Genomic DNA, 18,068 nt, shown 5'->3' on the forward strand with positions numbered 1-18,068 from the left:
CCTCTCGACCACAACTCGCGGCCGCTCGCTACGCTTCTGTCAAGCATTCTTCACCCAGCATAAACAAACGAATTCAAGGAGTAAACCATGAATCCAGCAATGTGGATCAGCAAAACCGGCGTGCAGGCACAAGATGCCAAACTGCAAGCCATCGCGAATAACCTGGCCAACGTCAATACGGTAGGCTTCAAGCGCGACCGCGTCGTCTTCGAAGACCTGTTTTACCAGGTCGAGCAGCAACCAGGTACGCAGCGCGCCGACAACACCCTCTCGCCATCGGGCGTACAGTTGGGTAACGGTACCCATATGGTGGGCACGCAAAAAGTATTTACCACCGGCAGCCTGCAAACGACGAGCCGTGAATTCGACGTCGCCATCACCGGTAACGGCTTTTTGCAAGTGCTGCGCCCGAACGGCGAAGCGGCTTACACGCGCGCCGGCCAGTTGAGCCTGAATGAAAATGGCGTGATGGTCAACGCCCAGGGCTTGCCCCTGGTGCCGCAGATCACCGTGCCGAACAATGCCACCGCCATCACCATCGGCGAAAACGGCATGGTCACGGCCACCGTGCCGGGCAATGTCAACGGCACCCAGTTGGGCCAGCTGAACCTCTCCAGCTTTGTCAACCCGACCGGCTTGCTGGCACTCGGTGAAAACCTGTTCCAGGAAACGGCATCGAGCGGCACGCCGACGGAAGGCCGTCCCGGAGAAGGAGCACTGGGCAAGTTGAAACAGTTTGCGCTGGAAGGCTCGAACGTGCAGGTGGTCGAAGAGATGGTCGACATGATCGCTGCCCAGCGCACCTATGAAATGAACACCAAGGTGCTGTCGGCCGCCGACAATATGCTGCAATACCTGGCGCAAGCGGCGCGCTGATGACAGTCGCCATGAAAGCCACGGCGGCCCTGCTGCTGGTATTGATGGCCGGTTGCGCCAGCCAGCCGGCCGCGCCGGTGGCGCCCAGCTTTTCCGACACGCCGCTGCCCGTGGCACCGCGCAGTGCGGCGCGCGGCGGCGTGGGCGGTGGCGTGTTCAATCCCGATGCGGGCCTCGACCTGATCTCGGACAGCCGCGCCTTCCGCGTGGGCGACGTCGTCACGGTAGCCCTGCAGGAAACCACGCAGGCCAGCAAGAAGGCCGGCACCTCCTTCAACAAGGGCTCGTCGGTCGGCGTGAATGCTGCCAACATCCTCGGCAAGACCTTCCCCAAGACGGGCATTGATCTCTCCGCCGACCGCAACTTCGCCGGCGACTCGACCAGCACGCAGCAAAACGCGCTGTCCGGCGCCATCACCGTGATCGTGCAGGAAGTGCTGCCGAACGGCTTGCTGCGCGTGCAGGGCGAGAAAACGCTGACCCTGAACCAGGGCGAGGAATTCGTGCGCCTGCGCGGCTACCTGCGCGCGGCCGACATCGATTCCAACAACCAGGTCTCGTCCTTGCGCATCGCCAATGCACAGATCGCCTATTCCGGCCAGGGCACCCTGGCCGAAGCCAATACACCAGGCTGGCTGACGCGCTTTTTCGTCGGCCCATGGATGCCGTTTTAAGGTGACCTCATGAAATTTCGTTCCGCCCTGCCCCTGGCAGCCATGCTGGCCGTGCTCTCCGGCCTGTCCCTGCCCGCCAGCGCCGCGCAAGTGCTGCGCAACCTGGTCAGCATCGAGGGCGTGCGCGACAACCCGCTGGTCGGCTACGGCCTCGTCGTGGGCCTGAACGGCAGCGGCGACACTACCCAGGTGAAGTTTTCCAGCCAATCCGTGGTCAACATGCTCAAGCAGTTCGGCGTGAAGATGCCGGACGGCGCCGAAGCGAAAAGCAAGAACGTCGCCACCGTCATGGTCAGCGCCGTCTTCCCGCCAGGATACCGCCGAGGCCAGGCCATCGACGTCACCGTCTCGTCCCTGGGCGATGCGAAAAGCTTGCGCGGCGGCACCTTGCTGCTGACGCAATTACGCGCCGCCGACAATGAAACGTATGCGCTGGCGCAAGGCAACGTGGTCGTCGGCGGCTTGAACGCCACCGGCAAGAGCGGCTCGTCCGTCACCGTCAACACGCCCACCTCGGGCCGCATTCCCAATGGCGCCAACATCGAGCGCGAGATTATCAGCGACTTTTCCACCAAGCCTTCCGTCACCCTGAACTTGCGCCACCCGCATTTCGAGACGGCCATCAATATCGTCGAAGCCGTGAACCGCCGCTTTGGCGCCGTCGCCACCACGCGCGACGCCACCAGCGTGGACGTGCTGGCGCCGGAAAACCCGACCCAGCGCGTGGCCTTCATGGCCAAGCTGGAAGCCTTGAGCGTCGATGTGGGTGTCGACACGCCGAAAGTGGTGTTCAATTCGCGCACCGGCACCGTGGTCATCGCCGAAGGCTTGCGCGTCAAGGCCGCCGCCGTCACACACGGCTCGCTGAAAGTGGTCATTTCCGAGAGTTCCAACGTCAGCCAGCCGGCGCCGTTCGGCCGCGGCCAGACCACCGTCACGCCGCAATCGAAAGTGTCGGTCGACCAGGGCAATGGCAATATGTTCAAATGGCCGGCCGGCGCCAAGCTGCAATCCATCATCGACGTGGTCAACAGCCTGGGCGCCTCACCCGATGACATCATGGCAATCTTGCAAGCCCTCGACCAGGCTGGCGCAATCGAAGGCGAACTGGTGGTGATTTGATGCTTAATGTAAACGACAGCAGCAGCGCCCTGCCCTCGGCGCTCGACGACAAGACCCCTGCGGCGGCCACGCCGGCCGATCCGCGCTACGCGGCCAAAGCCACCGAAGCGGCCGTCAAGTTCGAAGCCTTCTTTATCTCGCACATGTTGCGCCAGATGCGTTCTGGCACGCGCGAGATGGCAGGCGAAGACAGCGTCTTCAAGGACCCCATCAACAGCGACATGCTGGAAATGGCCGACAACCTAGTGGCCGACAAGATGGCCGGCCAGCGCGCCTTCGGCATCGCCGACGCCATCCTGCGCCAGTTGCTGCCGGCTGCCGGCGCCCCCGTGGCAGCCAAGAATACGGCCAACAGCGCTGCCAAGACCGACAATATTGCAGCAGTGCTTAATAAATCCCTCTGAAGTGTCGCCTGTACAAGGTAACCACGATTCAATGCCTGCCCACCCGCACGCGCCACTCTCACGAAAGAAACTTGCCCAATGAGCATCATCAGCAATGCATTGTCAGGCAGCATCGCCGCCCAGGCCGCACTCAATGCGGCCAGCCAGAACATCGCCAACCTGCAAACGGCGGGTTACACGCGCCAGGGCGTACTGCTGTCCTCGCTTGGCGCAGGCGTGGGCGTACGTTCGGCCGGCAATGGCGTGGAAGTGTCGGCCCTGCTGCGCTTTGCCGATGCCTACAAGAGCCAGCAAATGTGGCGCGCCGCGTCCGACCAGGGCGCCCGTTCGCAGACTCAGCCTTACCTGACGCAGCTTGAGCGCGTGATGGGTGATGATGCCTCCAGCATCAGCAATGGCATCGACGGCTTTTTCGCCGCCCTCAACGCCTCGGCCGTTGACCCGACGTCGACGCCGCTGCGCCAGCAGATCGTCACCTCCGCCGACGCCATGGCGCAGCGCTTCAACAGCATCAGCACCGTCATGGGCAACCAGTTGCTGTCGGTGCAGCAGCAACGCGCAGCGATCGTGCCGCAAGCCAATACAACCCTGGCCAATATCGCCGCGCTGAACCAGCGCATCAGCACTTCCACGGCTGCGGGCACGAATGTATCGTCGCTGATGGATGCGCGCGACCAGCTGATCGATGGCCTGGCCGCGCAAATGGGCATCGAAGTGCTCGACCAGCCGGACGGCTCGCGCAATATCGCGCTGAAATCGGGACAGCCGCTGGTCATCGGCAGCATTGCCGGCACCCTGAGCAGCAATATGACGAACACGGGCGACCAAACCCTGAGCCTCGATTTCGCCAAGTCGACGTACACCCTCGACCCGGTGGCCATCGGCGGCCAGATGGGCGGCCTGGGCGAATTCGAGAAAAATACCCTGAAACCGCTACAGCAGTCGCTGCAAGACATGGCCACGCAGTTAACCGCCAAGGTCAACGCGCAGCTGGCCCTGGGCAAGACCATGGCCGGCACCGCTGGCGGTCCCCTGCTGGCCTACGCGAACGGCAAACTGAGCATTACTCCCGGCTTCAACGCCAAGGATCTGGCCCTGTCGCTGACGGGCCAGACTGGCGACAGTGGCAACTTGCAGAAATTGATCGAAATCAAGAATCAACCGATCACCGTCAGCTGGGTTGGCTCCGTCCTGATGAGCGACGCCGACACGCAACTGGTCGGCAAGCTGGCTATCTACAGCCAGCAAAACCAGGCCCTGCTGAAAACGTCCAACACGGTGCGCGCGCAAGCCATCGATGACTGGAAGTCCACCAGCGGCGTGAACAAGGACGAAGAAGCGATGAGTCTGGTGGAATTCCAGAATATGTACCAGGCAAACATGAAAGTCATTTCCGTGGCGAATAGCTTGTTTGACGCCACTTTGGCAATGATGGGTTAAGGAGAAGATCATGCGTGTCGCCAGTAGCCAGTACCAATCGCTGATCAATATTTCGCTTCAGCAAAACCAGGAACGCATCAACTTCCTGACCCAGCAAATGTCTTCCGGCTTGCGCATTCAGCTGCCATCGGACGATCCGATCGGCAACGTGCGCATTTCGCGCCTGACGCGCGAGCAAGCCATGGTCACGCAATACCAGGACAATATCGCCACGGTGAAAGTGCGCCTGCTGAAGAATGAAAACTACCTGTCGAGCATGGTCACCGACATGGGCCAGGCGCGCGACCTGCTGGTGTGGGCCGCCGACGGCAGCAACACGCCCGGCGACCTGAATGCGATGACGCAATCGCTGACGGCCATGCGTGACAGCGTGCTGTACACGGCCAACCTGAAGGACCAGGAAGGCCGCTACATGTTTTCCGGCACCGCTACCGACCAGCCCGCGATCAAATACGACCCGACGGCAGCCGTCGGCTCGCGCTATAGCTACATCGGCAATACCGACACGCAGACCGTGGTGGTAGGCAATGGCGTGACGCAGGCGGCCAACGTCGACGTGAAGAACCTGGAAGTGTGGCTCAACAAGATCGACCAGGTTGTCACCACGCTCGGTACGCCAGGCGTCAACCCCAGCGACCCGGCCGTGCGCGCCATCGTCAATGACGGTCTCGGCGGCACCGATGATGGCATGGATTTACTCTCTGGCAAGATCGCCATCTTCGGCGGCGCGCAAAACATCCTCACCACGCTCTCCGGCAACCTGTCCAATGTGTCGCTGTCGAACAATTCGGCCCTGTTGGACCTGAAAAAGACCGATATGGGCGCGGCGGCCATTGAACTGACCGGCTACCAGACGGCGCTGCAGGCAACCTATAAAGCCTACGCCAAGGTTGGCACCATTTCCCTGTTTGATCTTCTCTGACCATCATGCAAATCGTTCAGACTTCCTCCTCTGCCGGCGTCAATGCCAAAGGCGCCGGCGCAGCCCGCGTCGTCGATGACGCGTCCGCCGCAGTCAAAGACGGCGCCAGCGCGCGCAGCGAGGCGCCGGCAGCGAGGAGTTCGACGGCGAGTCTGCAGCGCGGCCTGAGCAACTGGGATCATCAGTTGCAGGGAGAAATTTCCAACGCGCAGCAAACGCTCGATTACCTGGAACGCAGCAGCAGTCAGCTGCAAGCGCTGAAAAGCGAACTGGCGGCCAAGCTGGCCGCACGCCAGGGCCGCGAAGGGCAAGTCGAAGCGCGCGTGCGCCAGTTCAGCAATACCTGGCGCCAGCGCGCCAGCGCCTCGGGCGGCACGCTCGACGCACAGCTCAGCTATACCAGCCCGCAGGCGGCACAGCAGAACTTCAGCATCCGCGGCCTGACCATGGCCAGCCTGCAGGAAGGACCGCAGGAAGTGCTGGCGTTTTCCGTCGGCGGCGCGAACCAGGCCTTGCGCTCGGTGAATATCGAACCTGGCCTGAGCCAGAGCGAAATTATGTCCCGCTTCGACCGTGCACTCATGCCGTCAGGCATCGGCGTCAAGCTGGGCGAGAATGGCGAGCTGGTGTTTAGCACGTCGGAAGCCGCCTGGACCAACGTGCGCGACAGCCTGTCCGTGCGCGGCAGCGGCATCCGCTACCCGACCGGCCAGATGAGCCGCGTGCGTACGGATGCCGAACCTGCCGCCATCGCCCCGGAAGAATGGCATACCGGCGACGTGGAAGCCTTGCGCGCCACCTTGCAGCAAGTGGTGCAGGCGCTGGCGCAGTTGCAGGCGGCGCGCAGTTCCGTCAGCCTGGCCCTGGCGCAAGCGACGGGACGGGTCGCCCGCGCACAACCGGTGCAAGTGAGCGTCAGCATGGATACGCTGGCGGAAAACTTCACGCAAAAGGCTAGCCAGCCCGGCTATGAATCGCTGCTGGCGATCAGCTCGGCGCTGGTCGGCATCAGCCGCGAGCGGGTCGTCGCCTTGCTGGGCCTGGAATAAGCCCCCGTACACGTTCGCTGCCCTGGCGCACGCGGCACTGAAGGGGGCGGAGCCCCTGGCTCAGAACGGTGGACATCCGCAAGATGCTGCTGTTGCTGGCGCTTTGACGAATACGCCAGCGCATTCCGTCATCCACTTCCGACAAGCAGCCACTCGATATCGCCCGCGTCCGCAAGGTGTTGATTTTGCGCAACCACAAGATCGGCCACATGATCGTCACCTCGGCCCTGCTGCGCGAGCCGAAGAATGGCGATGGGCCGGCACAGACGACCGTTCAGACAGCTGGCCGAGCCGCCAGCAGGCGGTTCATCTGCCCCGCCGGCAACGCGCGGGAAAAGAAATACCCCTGCGCATAATCGCAGCCGGCAGCGCGCAGCAGATCGCGCTGCGATGCCGTCTCCACGCCTTCGGCCACGACTTTCAGACCCAGCCGCTGCGCCAGCGCAATGAGCGCCAAGCACAGGCCCTGCCCGGCATCATCGCGCCCCAGTTCGTCCACCAGCGAACGGTCGATCTTGAGAAAGTCAATATCGGCCGTTCTCAGGCACGCGAGCGACACTTGGCCGCGACCGAAATCGTCGAGCGCCAGCGCCAGGCCCATGGCGCGGAACTGGCGCAAGCGGTCGACCACCTGGCGCGCCTCGTCGAGCAGCACCGCTTCTGTTGTTTCGATGACGATGGCGCCCGGCGCCAGGCCCTGACGCGCCAGGTGCCCACCCCAATCCTGATACAGCGCGGCGTCGCAGCGGAATTCCACGGCCGACTTGTTGATGCTGATCTGGAACGCGGCGCCATGCACGTCTTGCCACTGCCGCGCCTGGCGCACGACTTGACGAAACACCCACTCGCCGATATCGATGATCAAGCCGTTCGCCTCGGCAAACGCAATGAAATCGGCGGGCAGCAGCAAGCCGCGCAGCGGATGACGCCAGCGCAGCAGCGCCTCGGCCCGCTCGATGGCGCCATCGCGCAGGCGGATAATGGGTTGATAATGCACTTCGAACTGGTCCTGCGCCAATGCCAGGCGCATCTCGCGCACGGTGTTGCGGCGCACTTCGGCCGCCTGCTGCAAGGCCGGTGTGAAATAGCTGTAGCCGTTGCGCCCCGCACTCTTGGCCGCATACATGGCCTGGTCGGCATGCCGCAGCAAAGTATCCGGCGCCTCGGCATCGGCCGGATAGAGCGCCACGCCCACGCTGGCCGACACTTGCGCTGTGTCGCCGTCGAGCATGAAAGGCAGGGCCAGCGCCGCAGTCAGTTCCTGCAGCACGCGCTCGATGCCGCCCAGCTGCCCCACGCCGGCCAGGATGACGGTGAACTCGTCGCCGCCCAGGCGCGCGACCGTATCGGTGGCGCGCACGCGTTCGCTGATGCGCCGCGCCGCCTGGCGCAGCAGCATGTCGCCCTTCTCGTGGCCCAGGCGGTCATTCACCTGCTTGAAATGGTCGAGGTCAATGAACAACAGGGCCAGGCAAGCGCCTTCACGCCTGGCGTGATGCGCTTCGTGCTGCAGCCGGTCGAGAAACATGTGGCGGTTCGGCAAACCCGTCAGCTGGTCGAAATTGGCTTGCCGCCAGATGCGCTCGGACGCTGCGTGCTGCGCCGTGATGTCGCTGACCAGCGCCAGCGCACCCAGGTAAGTGCCGCCCGAGTCGAAGATGGGATTGGTGGCCAGCGTGACCCACAGGGTGCTGCCGTCACGCCGCAGGAACTTGAATTCGTGGCGTTCGGCAATGCCATCCTGGCGCCGCGCAATGTTGCGCTCCAGAATGGCGCGTCCCTCGTCATCCATGAAGGCGGCCAGCGGCTGGCCCAGCATCTCCTCGATCCGGCAGCCCAGCATCTGCGCCATCTTCGGATTGACAAAGCTGGTCAGCGCCTGCGCATCGATTTCCCAAATGCCCTCCTCGGCGCTGTGTACGATGCGCCGGAAGCGTTCTTCGCTGCGTTCAAGCGCCGCCAGCTTGCCCTCGGCCTGCTCCAGCACCAGGCGCAGCGCCTGGCCGTTCGGGTCGGCGCTGCCCAGCAGGCTGACGGGCAAGCCGGCCTCGCGCGCGCCGGGACGGGACCGCAACTGCACTTGCAGCTGGATGCGCTCGGGCTCGCTGCTATTGAGCACGCGCTGCACGAACTGCTCGTAATCGTGGCGGAACGCCTCGTGCACATAAGAGCGGAACAGCACGTGGCCGGGCCGTTCCCGCGGCAGGCCGAACAGCTCGGCCGCCACCAGGTTGACTTGCAGGATCACGCCATCGAGGCCCAGCACGAAGTAGGCGACGGGCGCCAGCAGATATAAATCGTTGAAATACGCTTGCTCGCGTTCAGCCTTCACCCGCTCCGGGCTGAAGACGCCATCGTCAAGCAGCGGCGCGGCATGCTGCGGCATGCCGTCGTGGCGGGGTGGAGAGGAATCCGGAGCAGGTACCGCTTGCGGTGGTGTATCCATGGCTATCCTTGGCACCGCCGCCCTGGCAAGCAGGTGGGTGCAGTACCGAGACTAGCATGCGCGATGCGCAGTGTCGAGCGATGCATGCCGGTACGCCACTTTCACCACAAGCGCCCCGGCGCGCCGCCGTCAAGACAGCTGCGCTGGCAGCGCAGCGGTGCGCGAGCGGCCTCGCGTGAGCGCATGCCAGCCGGCGCGCAAGGCAAGCAGGCAGGCATCGGCGACCATGGCGGCGCCACCATTGAGGCGCCGGCGCAATACGCGTGCCGTCATCCGGTAGCGGCCGGAGCGATACAGCTGCTTGATCAGCCCGCGCGCGGCTGGCGTATGTATGATGGCATCGTCGCACAGGAGCAGGTAGCCGGTCAGTTCCGCGTCATCCAGCACCCGACCAAAGTTGAAAAAACCATGGAAGCCGAGCGTGGGACCGGTGGGCAAAATGCCTTCGAAGGCAAAGCTGGAAGCCAGGCTGGCGTCGGCAAAGCGTATGCCGAAATCCGCGCGCAGCCGGTCGCCATGCAGTTCACAGATCGCATAGTCCTCGGGATGGGGCTGCTCGATGGCGAGCTGTGGCAAGACCTCGTACAGGCGCCGCGATCGCAGCGAAAAGCCGCCATTGCCGACGGCCACCGGGCGATGCGACCACGGTGCGCCTATGTAATCACAATCCAGAAAAGCGCTCTGCCATTGACGCGCATCCACGATGAAACTGTCCCACTGCATGATGAGCACATGCGTGCCGCTGAAATGGGCGCCCAGTTCATGCACCATGAATGCCGAATACGCCTCCACACTCTCGATGGGGGTAATCAGCACCTGGCGTATGTGCGGGGGCAAGTCATGCAGGCGGGAAGTGAACAGCAGGCATTCCTTGAAAGCGGCGCCGGCCAGGCAGCGCTCGATGGCAAAGCTGGCCAGCTCGGGATAGCGCGTTTCCACGCACACCAGGCTGATGTTGCGGAGGTCGAGCTTGTCATTATGCATCGCAGGCTTTTCATCGGAGTGTACGGCGGAAGGCATGCCACGCGCGGGCATGGCATATTTTGCAACGCCAATATCATACAGCGCAAACCGGAGCCGGACAAGGGGCATGGCCCCACCGCCGTGCGAACGGTCAGCGGCCCATGCTGCGCCGGCGCAAGCCGAAATCATGACCCACCACCAGCAAGGTGCTGGCCACCAGGCTGGACAGACCCACGATCAGCTGGATGAGTTTATCGTCAGGCAAGATCCACAACGACGCGTCCGGCGCCTCGCAGCCCGTCGCAGCACTGATGAGGGGCGAGACCCAGGCCGCGTCCGGCGTCACGTCGAGCACGACGGCGCCGTCGGCGCTGGTCTGCATATAGATATCCCCCCCTTCGGCCAGGGTGAAACAGATGCCCACGCCCGTTTCCGTGGCGCGGATATTGTCCTGCATGCTGCGGTTATGCTCCTCGATCCACACTTCCACGTCGTACGGTGTTTCCAGGTGCTCCCACGGACGGGGGCGAAAACGGGGACGTTCGTCCGGGCTGGCATCGCCGGGGGTGTCGGGGATGTTGCTGTCTGCTGCGCCTTGCATGCTCGTTGACCTCTTCTGCGGTGATGCGGCGGGGCCGGTTGCCCGCCAGCCGCCATTATCCACCGTTCACGGCCAACCTGGCATTACTGGCGCACATCCATCAGAAAAACTGATGGCTATTAACTTTTAACATCAGCAAGTCTGACTTAAAATAGCCGCCATCTCTTCTTTACAGGCTTTACATGCAAGGCATCAAACGCAAAATCGTCTACGTCACCGCCTTTGAAATCATCGGCATGGCCATTTCCACGGCCTGGCTGACTCTGCTTTCGGGCGAATCGCCCACCAGCACGGGCCCGTTGGCGATCATGATCACCAGCGTCGCCGTGATCTGGAACCTGCTCTACAACACGGCCTTCGAGTATTGGGAAATCCGCCAAGTCTCGCGCACGCGCACCGTCTGGCGCCGCGTCCTGCATGCGATCGGCTTCCAGATCACGCTGGTCATCTACCTGATCCCGCTGATCGCCTGGTGGCTCAACATCAGCCTGTGGCAAGCCTTCGTACTGGACTTCGCCCTGATGCTGATCATCCCGTGCTACAGCTTCATCTTTAACTATTTCTTCGATGGCCTGTTCGGTGTGCCCCTGTCGGCGCAGCAGCCGAAGGAAGAACCGGCCGGACTTCAGGGAGCCACTGCCGGCACCTCGGTCAGCAACTGAAGGAAGGACCGTGCCGCCATGCCCAGCGGCCGGTCCTTCATCCACACCAGATGGATGGGCACGACCAGGCCATTGCCCGTATTCTTGAATGCCACGCGGCGCACGCGCCCCGCCGCCAGCGAGTGGGCGATGGCCGAGGCGGCAAAGTTGCCCCAGCCCAATCCGGCCTCCACCATCGCCAGCGCCATCGGTAAACTGTCCGTGCGCCAGTAGGACAATCCCACCACGGGGCGCGCATCGGCCAGGTCGAGTTCGCGGCTGGCCACGATAATCTGGCGCAAATTCACCAATTCCTCGATATACAGGGGCCGGCCCGCCGCGCTGGGCGGATGCTGGGTGGAAATAATCGCCAGCAAGGCATCGCTTCCCACCAGCTGGAACTGTTCCTCGTGATTGATGCGTCCGCCAGCGAAAGCCATGCAAGCGCTGATGCGGCCCCGGTGCAACATGTCGAGCACATCGTCCTGCGGCGCCGTCAGCACCTCGATGTCAAGCAGCGGATGGCGCTGCGACAGCGCGCGCACGGCGGCCAGGAAGGGCGCATGGTCGAGCTCGGCCGCGATGCCCAGCGAAATGCGGCTTTCCAGTCCCTGCGACAATTCCTGCACGTGCAGGTGCAATTGCTTCAACTGCTCGGCGATCAGGCGCGCGTGGGGAATCAGCGCCGTGGCGGCGGGCGTGGGCACGGCTTCGCGCGCGCCGCGGTCGAACAGGGCGATGCCCAGTTCCGCCTCGATGTTGGCAATCGCCATGCTGACGGCCGACGGCGCCCGCCGCAAGGCGCGCGCGGCGGCCGAGAACGAGCCGCCGTCGACGACGGCCAGGAACAATTCGATGTTATGGCTGGAGAGTTTCATGGGGTGGAAAAGGGTGGCACTTTTTGACGCGCCGACGGTCAAATCGGCAATGACCGGAGCCAACATGCCTCATCCACTGCCCTACCGCTGCGGCGGCTATATAACGCTTGCCCGGCGTGGGGGCTTACCCTTTCCAGGTGCGCTGCAGTCCGGTATCCGCATGGATCCAGCCGCCACGGGGGCCGGAGCGGTAATAGAAGCCCACGCCGCCCTGCTTGAAGCTGCGCACCAGCGAACCGAGCACTTCCGCGTTCAGATTCGCCACGCGGATGTCGGCGGCGCGGCCCGAGATATGTAGCGACTGGCGCGCGGCCGGCACACCCGCTTCACGCAGGCGGCTGTTCGATTCGGCCGTGCGGTAGCCCGACAGGATCTCCAGCGGCTGCTCGATGCCGTAGCGGGCCACGAATGCTTGCGTGCCCCACAGGGTTTCCAGCAATTTCGGATCGATGGGCGCCGTCTTCTTGCCGTTCACGTCGCGCAGCAAGTGGCACAATTCCTGGTAGGCCGAATCGATGACTTCGCCATCTTTCCAGTACAGCAGTTTCGCCTTTTCATTGCTGGCTGGGCGTACCACTTCCAGGGTACGCGGCTTGAGCCAGAATTCCAGGTCCAGCGCCTGCGCGTCGAAGATGTCGGGAGGCGGCGCCATCTCGCTGATGGCCTGGCGCGACTGCGAAGTGATCGAGCGGTCGACGCTGGCCAGTTGCGTCGGCTGGGGCGGCACGCCCGTGCGCGGCGCGCGCGGCTTGGCGCTGGCCGAAGCCGAGGCGGGAGCAGCCGTGCGCGAGGCGCAGCCGATGAGAGGGGTGGCTACCAGGCCCAGCGCGGCCAGGCCCATACCGTGGTGTAGAAAATTTCTGCGCGATGCCATAGTCAGTCCAATTTAACGATGGGAATACTATAGCGTATTGTGCTGCGAAGAAAAACCCTCAATGTCTATCGTGTCGCCCTCATTTCAACATCTGGCGCCCTACGCGGCGGCGCCGCTGGCCACAACATCCTGCTTTGCCTGCGCCAGCGCCGTCAGGGGCTTGTCCTGCAAATAGCCCTGGGCCACGATGGGCAAGCCCGTGATGGCGGCGACGCGCTGCAGCGCGGCCAGCGCCGCCAGCGTGTCGAGGCGCTTGAAGATGACGCGAATTTTCGCCGCATGGCACAGGGTGACGAAGCTGGCAACAGCCTGTTCATCGCTGAGGTTGCCCGCGTCGAGCTTGAACGCATGCGGGTGCAAGCGCTCCAGCATGCCGCTTGCCTCGTGCACGCTGGCCACGTTGATGGCCAGACGGAAACCGTTGCGCCGGTAATTGTCGGCCACGTAGTTGAGCAGCCAGCCCTGGTTCGGCGTGACCGTCGGCAATTGCAGCACGATGCGCTCGATGGGCAAGCCCAGCGCATCGAGGATGCGCTGGAAGGCGTGGCCGTGATTGCTGCTGACAGCACTCAGCAGGCGGTCATGCACGCTCAGGTACAGGTCGGACTGCTCCGCTTCACTCTGGCGGAAGAAATTAATCGCATGCAACATGCGGCACAAACGGTCCAGCTCCACCGATTCGTCGTCGCTGGCCGCATGGTCGAGCAGGCGCCACAGCGACAAGCCCTCGTCCGCCTTCGACACGCTGCGCGCCAGCCCCTCGAACGCCACCAGCTTGCCGCTGCCCAGTTCGCGCAGCGGCTGGAAGGCGCTGGTCATGGTGCAATTGAAAAAGCGCCCCAGCGCCCTGCCCTCCCCGTCGAGCCAGACACTGGTGCCGGCCTGGGTTTGATGCGACAAACGGGCCAGGTAGTTCTTCAGGACGGGAAATGGCATGGATGCTCCTTCATCGGGCTGCGCCAACTGCCCTCATGGGGAGATGGCGCCAAAGTGTGCAGAGTAAGGCAGCGCCAAGCAAAGGAGAACGAATGGTTTCGCCGTTTCATATGCGGCCAGCAAATAAGAACACCGTCATGGACAGCGCATAACGATAGTCGGAAACATTCCTTCCCGCCCCAGACGCCGGCCATTACTGTGGACGTGTACCGATACCATCAGAAGGGCCGCCATGTGCCAGTTACTCGCAATGAACAGCAGCAAGCCGGCCGCGCTGGGATTTTCCTTTGCCGGTTTTGCCGAACGGGGCGGACGCACGGACGAGCACCGCGACGGCTGGGGCATCGCTTATCATTCCAGTAGCGGCTGCACCTTGCTGACGGACCACCTGGCGGCCGTCGATTCGCCGCTGGCCGCCACCGTGCAGCAGCATCCCGTGAAGGCGAAAAACATCGTCGCGCATATCCGCAAGGCCACGCAGGGCCGCATCGCGCCGGAAAACACCCACCCGTTCGCCCGCGAACTGTGGGGCAAAACCTGGTCCTTCGCCCACAATGGCGACTTGAAAACGTGGCGCGCGCCTGCCAATGCGTATTACCATGCCAGTGGCGACACAGACAGCGAACAGGCTTTCTGCCACCTGCTGGCCCGCTTGCGCACGCAGTTCCCCCTGGGGGAACCCACGCGTGCTGCGCTGCGCGCCGCCATCGCCGAGGTCGCCACGGACATCGCCACGCACGGCAGCTTCAATTTCATCCTCTCGGACGGCGAGCTGCTGTTTGCCCACTGTTCCACGCATTTGCACTATGTGATACGCGAATACCCGTTTTCCGTGGCACAACTGATCGACTGCGAGCGCAGCATCGACTTTCGCCAGCATAACCACCTGGACGACCGCATCGCCGTCATCGCCACGCATCCCCTGACGCAAAACGAGGACTGGCTGGCGTTCGCGCCCGGCGAACTGAAACTGTTTGCCGGCGGCACCTTGCTGCAAGTGAACGATCACGCGCAACAAGGCATGCAAAAAGGCGTGTATATCCAGATCAGTTACTGAAGGGAAATAGTCAAAGGGAGGAAAAAGCCCGCCGCCGGCTGGGCGGGCTGCAGTGCAGGATAGCCGTCAGGCCGAATTGCAGTTGCAAAAGCGCTTGCGCTTGGGGTCGCCGCTAGCAATACCTGCGGGGTCAATCTGTTTCCAGCAAAAAATGGTTTCCACGCCATATGGCGAACGCACATTGCCCGCCTCGACATATCCCTGCTTGACGAAAAAGGCCTGGCTGCTGGCCGTGCTGTGCAGTTGCAGGGCCTTGATACCCCACTCGCGCGCTTGCGCTTCCAGCTGTTCCACCAGCGCCTTGCCGGCGCCCTGGCCTTGCGCATCAGGCAGCAGGTAGCATAGGGCCAGCTTGCCGGCACGCGTCAGCAAGGCGACGCCGACAACGGTGCCCGCCTCGACTGCGACCAGCGAAAAGTTGGTAGGCGACGCAAACCAGCACGCCACCATCTGCGGTGTTTTATTGCCCAGCCAGGCTTCCAGGATGGCCGGATCGTCCCGATGATCGAGGCTGCAGCATTCGACGATGGAGCGTCGTAATACGTTGCACGCCTCGAAAGCGTCGGTCGATGTTGCAATACGAATTTCAAGACTCATGTACGCTCACAAAATATTCCAGTTGCCAATGCAGACGGTTTTACCCCTGTATCGTGCGATTCGACTATACACCAAGCGGCGCAATCAGGTTTTTTGCCGCACGCCACAAGCTGGTTTTGCCTATGGCGCAATGCTTGCAGACTAAGTGTGGATGCGCACCTTGCCCACGAATGTTTCCAAAAATCGATATCTGTTTTTTAGCGCAAACGGGAATCAAGTCTAAGCATATTACGAAAAATTCGTTTCTTTTCCGGCCGGAATTTTAGACTATGTCTATCTATTCTCACAACAAGAGTTCAACATGACCCATTCCAACGCCGTATCGACTAGCGCAGCGACGCTCACCCAACGCTCGCGCCGCTGGTTCCTGGCCAGCGCCCTGGCCGCGTCGGCTGCCGCCATGAGCCTGCCGATGGCCGCCAGCGCCGCCGAACCCGTGGTCTTGCTGAATGCCTCGTACGACGTGATGCGCGAACTGTTCAAGGACGTGAATCCCGCTTTTATTGCTGATTGGAAAGCCAAAACGGGCGAAACCATCACCATCAAGCAGTCGCACGGCGGTTCCAGCAAGCAGGCGCGCTCCGTTGCCGATGGCCTGGAAGCGTCCGTCGTGACAATGAACCAGGCAAATGACATCGATATCCTCGTCGACCGCGGCCTGGTGGTGGCCGACTGGGCCAAGAAATTCCCGAACAATGCGGCGCCGTTCTATTCCACCATGGTGTATCTGGTGCGCAAAGGCAACCCGAAACATATCAAGGATTGGGACGACTTGGCCAAGCCCGGCATCAAGGTCATCGTGCCGAACCCGAAAACCTCGGGCAATGGCCGTTACACGTATCTGGCAGCCTGGGGCTATGCGGTGAAAAAAGGCAGCAGCGAAGCGCAGGCGCGCGAGCTGGTGACCAAGTTGTTCAAGAACGTGCCCGTGCTCGACGGCGGCGGCCGCGGCGCCACCACCACGTTTACTCAGCGTGAAATCGGCGACGTGCTGGTGACGTTTGAAAATGAAGTGCAACTGGTGCGCGCCGAATTCGGCGACAACTTCGAAGTGGTGTATCCAAGCATCTCCATCCTGGCCGAGTCGCCGGTGGCCGTGGTCGACAAAGTCGTCGACCGCCGCGGCGTCCGCAAGGAAGCCACGGCCTACCTGCAATACCTGTACTCGGAACCGGGCCAGGAACTGGTCGCCAAGCACTATCTGCGCCCCCGCTCGGCCACGGTAGCGAAGAAATACGCGGCCAGCTTCAAGCCGATCACCCTGTTCACCGTCGAGGACGTGTTTGGCGGCTGGAAACAAGCACAAAAGAAACACTTTGACGATGGTGGCGAATTCGACAAGATTTATCAGAAGTAATCTTCGCGTATCAGCAAAAAACCGGGACAATGTCCCGGTTTTTTTATGGCGGCGCGCCAGCGCCCCACTCCAGTGCGCTAAACAGGCTGGCGATCTCGCTGCTGCGGCGCGTGCCCGTCTTGGCCAGGATCGCCTGGATCTGGCTGCGAACGGTACTGATGCACACGCCCTTGCGCTGCGCGTACTCGGCAGGCCCCACGCCGTCCGCCAGCGCCAGCGCCAGCGTCCACTCGGCGCCCGTCAAACCGCATGGACGCTCGGCCGTGCCCGGCCAGTGCCGCCGCCCAGCGCGGAACAGCGGCCGCAGGGACAGCATGACCAACGCCGCCCCATCGCCGGCACCATCCTGTTCTATGCGCACGGGCAACGGCAGGATGCCAATTTCCAGCGCCGGCCGTCCATCCTCATCGCAGGCATACAAGGGAGCGGGACGGTGGCAGGCCAGCCCTGCGCACGCTTGCCGCACGCGTTGCGCCAGTTGCTGCTGCAGCTGGCTTGCGCGCACGTCCACGCTGCCGCCGCGCAAGGCAAGCAGCGGGCGCGTCGGGGGCATGGCGGCTAGCAGGCGCTGCGCCGCCAGGTTCATGAAAGCCAGCCGCAGGCAGGCGTCGACCAGCAAGATGGCGCGGGGCAAGGTATCGAGTGCCTCCCAGGCCAGTGCGCCATGGGCCTGGGCCTGCTGCGCCGTATCGCGCAGGCTCAGCACCTGCGGCAAATGGTCGAGCACGCGTTGCAGTTGGCTGCGCGTGTTCCTGTCGAAGCGCCCCTGGCCGGCAGCACGGTGGGCCGACAGGATGGTGAGCGCGCCATTGTCGGGGACGACACCGCTGCAGGAATAGCGCAATCCGGTGCGCAAGTAAAAGTCCTGGAAATACTCGCTGTGCGCCACGGCCTGGTCGCTGAAATAGTCCTGCATCAGATGTACGCGCCCCGGCGGCCCCTGGGTCAGGACCGCATAGCCGGGATCGAGCGCGTGATAGTAGCGGCGGTAACCGTGCTCCCACGCTTGCTCGTCCAGTCCTGTGACGCAGGCACGCGACGGCACCATCCCCGCTGCCGATTTCAAGAAGCAGCAGGCAACGTCGCCGCCGGCCAGCCGCGCGAACGCGCGCAGGGCCGCGCCCCACTGCGCCGGCTCCAGTGCCGCCCGGTAAAAGGCGGCGATGACCGGATCGGCACCTTCTTTATTCATTCCCTCTCCTAACGACACTACCTCTTCAGATGAAGGATG

Annotated in this window: 18 protein-coding genes; 10 read left to right on the forward strand and 8 right to left on the reverse strand. The window is 63.0% G+C overall.

Features of this window, described 5'->3' with window-relative positions:
- Nucleotides 1-87: 87 nt before the first annotated feature.
- The 7 genes from flgG to ACQ4W7_RS08020 all read left to right on the forward strand — a co-directional run bounded on the left by flgG (nucleotide 88) and on the right by ACQ4W7_RS08020 (nucleotide 6,487).
- Nucleotides 88-876, forward strand: a complete 789-nt coding sequence (gene flgG / locus ACQ4W7_RS07990) for a flagellar basal-body rod protein FlgG (protein WP_326456109.1) — start codon at nucleotides 88-90, stop codon at nucleotides 874-876.
- Nucleotides 876-1,550: a flagellar basal body L-ring protein FlgH gene (gene flgH, locus ACQ4W7_RS07995; RefSeq protein ID WP_244199138.1), complete on the forward strand. Its 675-nt coding sequence runs from the start codon at nucleotides 876-878 to the stop codon at nucleotides 1,548-1,550. The genes flgG and flgH overlap by 1 nt, the downstream gene beginning before the upstream one ends.
- Nucleotides 1,551-1,559: 9 nt before the next feature.
- On the forward strand, nucleotides 1,560-2,672 hold the full coding sequence (locus tag ACQ4W7_RS08000; protein ID WP_426072960.1) for a flagellar basal body P-ring protein FlgI: 1,113 nt from the start codon (nucleotides 1,560-1,562) through the stop codon (nucleotides 2,670-2,672).
- Nucleotides 2,672-3,076 carry a rod-binding protein gene (locus ACQ4W7_RS08005; RefSeq protein WP_436529647.1) on the forward strand — a complete coding sequence of 135 codons (405 nt, stop codon included), beginning with the start codon at nucleotides 2,672-2,674 and terminating at the stop codon, nucleotides 3,074-3,076. The genes ACQ4W7_RS08000 and ACQ4W7_RS08005 overlap by 1 nt, the downstream gene beginning before the upstream one ends.
- A gap of 78 nt (nucleotides 3,077-3,154) precedes the next feature.
- On the forward strand, nucleotides 3,155-4,516 hold the full coding sequence (gene flgK / locus ACQ4W7_RS08010; protein ID WP_426072962.1) for a flagellar hook-associated protein FlgK: 1,362 nt from the start codon (nucleotides 3,155-3,157) through the stop codon (nucleotides 4,514-4,516).
- Nucleotides 4,517-4,526: 10 nt separating this feature from the next.
- Nucleotides 4,527-5,438, forward strand: coding sequence for a flagellar hook-associated protein FlgL (gene flgL, locus ACQ4W7_RS08015; protein WP_426072963.1), 912 nt, complete (start codon nucleotides 4,527-4,529; stop codon nucleotides 5,436-5,438).
- A 5-nt stretch (nucleotides 5,439-5,443) separates the two neighbouring features.
- Nucleotides 5,444-6,487, forward strand: coding sequence for a hypothetical protein (locus tag ACQ4W7_RS08020; protein WP_426072964.1), 1,044 nt, complete (start codon nucleotides 5,444-5,446; stop codon nucleotides 6,485-6,487).
- Between the two features lie 274 nt (nucleotides 6,488-6,761).
- Here ACQ4W7_RS08020 and ACQ4W7_RS08025 read toward each other — a convergent pair whose 3' ends face one another.
- The 3 genes from ACQ4W7_RS08025 to ACQ4W7_RS08035 form a co-directional block, all read right to left on the reverse strand.
- Nucleotides 6,762-8,933: a putative bifunctional diguanylate cyclase/phosphodiesterase gene (locus ACQ4W7_RS08025; RefSeq protein WP_436529650.1), complete on the reverse strand. Its 2,172-nt coding sequence runs from the start codon at nucleotides 8,931-8,933 to the stop codon at nucleotides 6,762-6,764.
- Between the two features lie 129 nt (nucleotides 8,934-9,062).
- The gene (locus ACQ4W7_RS08030; RefSeq protein ID WP_436529652.1) at nucleotides 9,063-9,917 is read right to left on the reverse strand and encodes a DUF5672 family protein; all 855 of its coding nucleotides are present in this window, start codon (nucleotides 9,915-9,917) and stop codon (nucleotides 9,063-9,065) included.
- Nucleotides 9,918-10,047: 130 nt separating this feature from the next.
- Nucleotides 10,048-10,497, reverse strand: coding sequence for a hypothetical protein (locus tag ACQ4W7_RS08035; RefSeq protein ID WP_426072967.1), 450 nt, complete (start codon nucleotides 10,495-10,497; stop codon nucleotides 10,048-10,050).
- Nucleotides 10,498-10,679: 182 nt separating this feature from the next.
- On the opposite strand from ACQ4W7_RS08035, the gene ACQ4W7_RS08040 reads away from it, so the two are divergent.
- On the forward strand, nucleotides 10,680-11,159 hold the full coding sequence (locus tag ACQ4W7_RS08040) for a PACE efflux transporter (RefSeq protein WP_426072968.1): 480 nt from the start codon (nucleotides 10,680-10,682) through the stop codon (nucleotides 11,157-11,159).
- Here the strand turns inward: ACQ4W7_RS08040 and ACQ4W7_RS08045 are convergent.
- From ACQ4W7_RS08045 to ACQ4W7_RS08055, 3 genes are all read right to left on the reverse strand, one after another.
- Nucleotides 11,123-12,082 carry a LysR family transcriptional regulator gene (locus tag ACQ4W7_RS08045; protein WP_436529655.1) on the reverse strand — a complete coding sequence of 320 codons (960 nt, stop codon included), beginning with the start codon at nucleotides 12,080-12,082 and terminating at the stop codon, nucleotides 11,123-11,125. The two genes, ACQ4W7_RS08040 and ACQ4W7_RS08045, sit on opposite strands and share 37 nt — an antisense overlap.
- A gap of 58 nt (nucleotides 12,083-12,140) precedes the next feature.
- The gene (locus ACQ4W7_RS08050; protein WP_426072970.1) at nucleotides 12,141-12,890 is read right to left on the reverse strand and encodes a YcbK family protein; all 750 of its coding nucleotides are present in this window, start codon (nucleotides 12,888-12,890) and stop codon (nucleotides 12,141-12,143) included.
- Nucleotides 12,891-12,989: 99 nt separating this feature from the next.
- Entirely contained in the window at nucleotides 12,990-13,826 is an 837-nt protein-coding gene (locus ACQ4W7_RS08055; protein WP_426072971.1) for an EAL domain-containing protein, read from the reverse strand.
- 232 nt (nucleotides 13,827-14,058) lie between these two features.
- Between ACQ4W7_RS08055 and ACQ4W7_RS08060 the strand changes: the two genes are divergently transcribed.
- Nucleotides 14,059-14,883 (forward strand): class II glutamine amidotransferase, encoded by an 825-nt coding sequence (locus ACQ4W7_RS08060; RefSeq protein ID WP_436529657.1) that lies wholly within the window; start codon nucleotides 14,059-14,061, stop codon nucleotides 14,881-14,883.
- A 66-nt stretch (nucleotides 14,884-14,949) separates the two neighbouring features.
- Here ACQ4W7_RS08060 and ACQ4W7_RS08065 read toward each other — a convergent pair whose 3' ends face one another.
- On the reverse strand, nucleotides 14,950-15,480 hold the full coding sequence (locus ACQ4W7_RS08065) for a GNAT family N-acetyltransferase (RefSeq protein ID WP_426072973.1): 531 nt from the start codon (nucleotides 15,478-15,480) through the stop codon (nucleotides 14,950-14,952).
- Nucleotides 15,481-15,781: 301 nt separating this feature from the next.
- On the opposite strand from ACQ4W7_RS08065, the gene ACQ4W7_RS08070 reads away from it, so the two are divergent.
- On the forward strand, nucleotides 15,782-16,837 hold the full coding sequence (locus tag ACQ4W7_RS08070; RefSeq protein ID WP_436529660.1) for a sulfate ABC transporter substrate-binding protein: 1,056 nt from the start codon (nucleotides 15,782-15,784) through the stop codon (nucleotides 16,835-16,837).
- Between the two features lie 43 nt (nucleotides 16,838-16,880).
- On the opposite strand, the gene ACQ4W7_RS08075 is transcribed toward ACQ4W7_RS08070, so the two are convergent.
- On the reverse strand, nucleotides 16,881-18,029 hold the full coding sequence (locus ACQ4W7_RS08075; protein WP_436529662.1) for a helix-turn-helix transcriptional regulator: 1,149 nt from the start codon (nucleotides 18,027-18,029) through the stop codon (nucleotides 16,881-16,883).
- Nucleotides 18,030-18,068: the final 39 nt, after the last annotated feature.

It is taken from the genome of Janthinobacterium algoris (assembly GCF_051380935.1).
In the GTDB taxonomy this organism is placed as follows: Bacteria; Pseudomonadota; Gammaproteobacteria; order Burkholderiales; family Burkholderiaceae_D; genus Janthinobacterium.

Coding starts and splice junctions, on each gene's coding strand:
- flgG (WP_326456109.1), top strand. CDS start 88: ATGAATCCAGCAATGTGGATCAGCAAAACCGGCGTGCAGGCACAAGAT.
- flgH (WP_244199138.1), top strand. CDS start 876: ATGACAGTCGCCATGAAAGCCACGGCGGCCCTGCTGCTGGTATTGATG.
- ACQ4W7_RS08000 (WP_426072960.1), top strand. CDS start 1,560: ATGAAATTTCGTTCCGCCCTGCCCCTGGCAGCCATGCTGGCCGTGCTC.
- ACQ4W7_RS08005 (WP_436529647.1), top strand. CDS start 2,672: ATGCTTAATGTAAACGACAGCAGCAGCGCCCTGCCCTCGGCGCTCGAC.
- flgK (WP_426072962.1), top strand. CDS start 3,155: ATGAGCATCATCAGCAATGCATTGTCAGGCAGCATCGCCGCCCAGGCC.
- flgL (WP_426072963.1), top strand. CDS start 4,527: ATGCGTGTCGCCAGTAGCCAGTACCAATCGCTGATCAATATTTCGCTT.
- ACQ4W7_RS08020 (WP_426072964.1), top strand. CDS start 5,444: ATGCAAATCGTTCAGACTTCCTCCTCTGCCGGCGTCAATGCCAAAGGC.
- ACQ4W7_RS08025 (WP_436529650.1), bottom strand. CDS start 8,933: ATGGATACACCACCGCAAGCGGTACCTGCTCCGGATTCCTCTCCACCC.
- ACQ4W7_RS08030 (WP_436529652.1), bottom strand. CDS start 9,917: ATGCATAATGACAAGCTCGACCTCCGCAACATCAGCCTGGTGTGCGTG.
- ACQ4W7_RS08035 (WP_426072967.1), bottom strand. CDS start 10,497: ATGCAAGGCGCAGCAGACAGCAACATCCCCGACACCCCCGGCGATGCC.
- ACQ4W7_RS08040 (WP_426072968.1), top strand. CDS start 10,680: ATGCAAGGCATCAAACGCAAAATCGTCTACGTCACCGCCTTTGAAATC.
- ACQ4W7_RS08045 (WP_436529655.1), bottom strand. CDS start 12,082: ATGTTGGCTCCGGTCATTGCCGATTTGACCGTCGGCGCGTCAAAAAGT.
- ACQ4W7_RS08050 (WP_426072970.1), bottom strand. CDS start 12,890: ATGGCATCGCGCAGAAATTTTCTACACCACGGTATGGGCCTGGCCGCG.
- ACQ4W7_RS08055 (WP_426072971.1), bottom strand. CDS start 13,826: ATGCCATTTCCCGTCCTGAAGAACTACCTGGCCCGTTTGTCGCATCAA.
- ACQ4W7_RS08060 (WP_436529657.1), top strand. CDS start 14,059: ATGTGCCAGTTACTCGCAATGAACAGCAGCAAGCCGGCCGCGCTGGGA.
- ACQ4W7_RS08065 (WP_426072973.1), bottom strand. CDS start 15,480: ATGAGTCTTGAAATTCGTATTGCAACATCGACCGACGCTTTCGAGGCG.
- ACQ4W7_RS08070 (WP_436529660.1), top strand. CDS start 15,782: ATGACCCATTCCAACGCCGTATCGACTAGCGCAGCGACGCTCACCCAA.
- ACQ4W7_RS08075 (WP_436529662.1), bottom strand. CDS start 18,029: ATGAATAAAGAAGGTGCCGATCCGGTCATCGCCGCCTTTTACCGGGCG.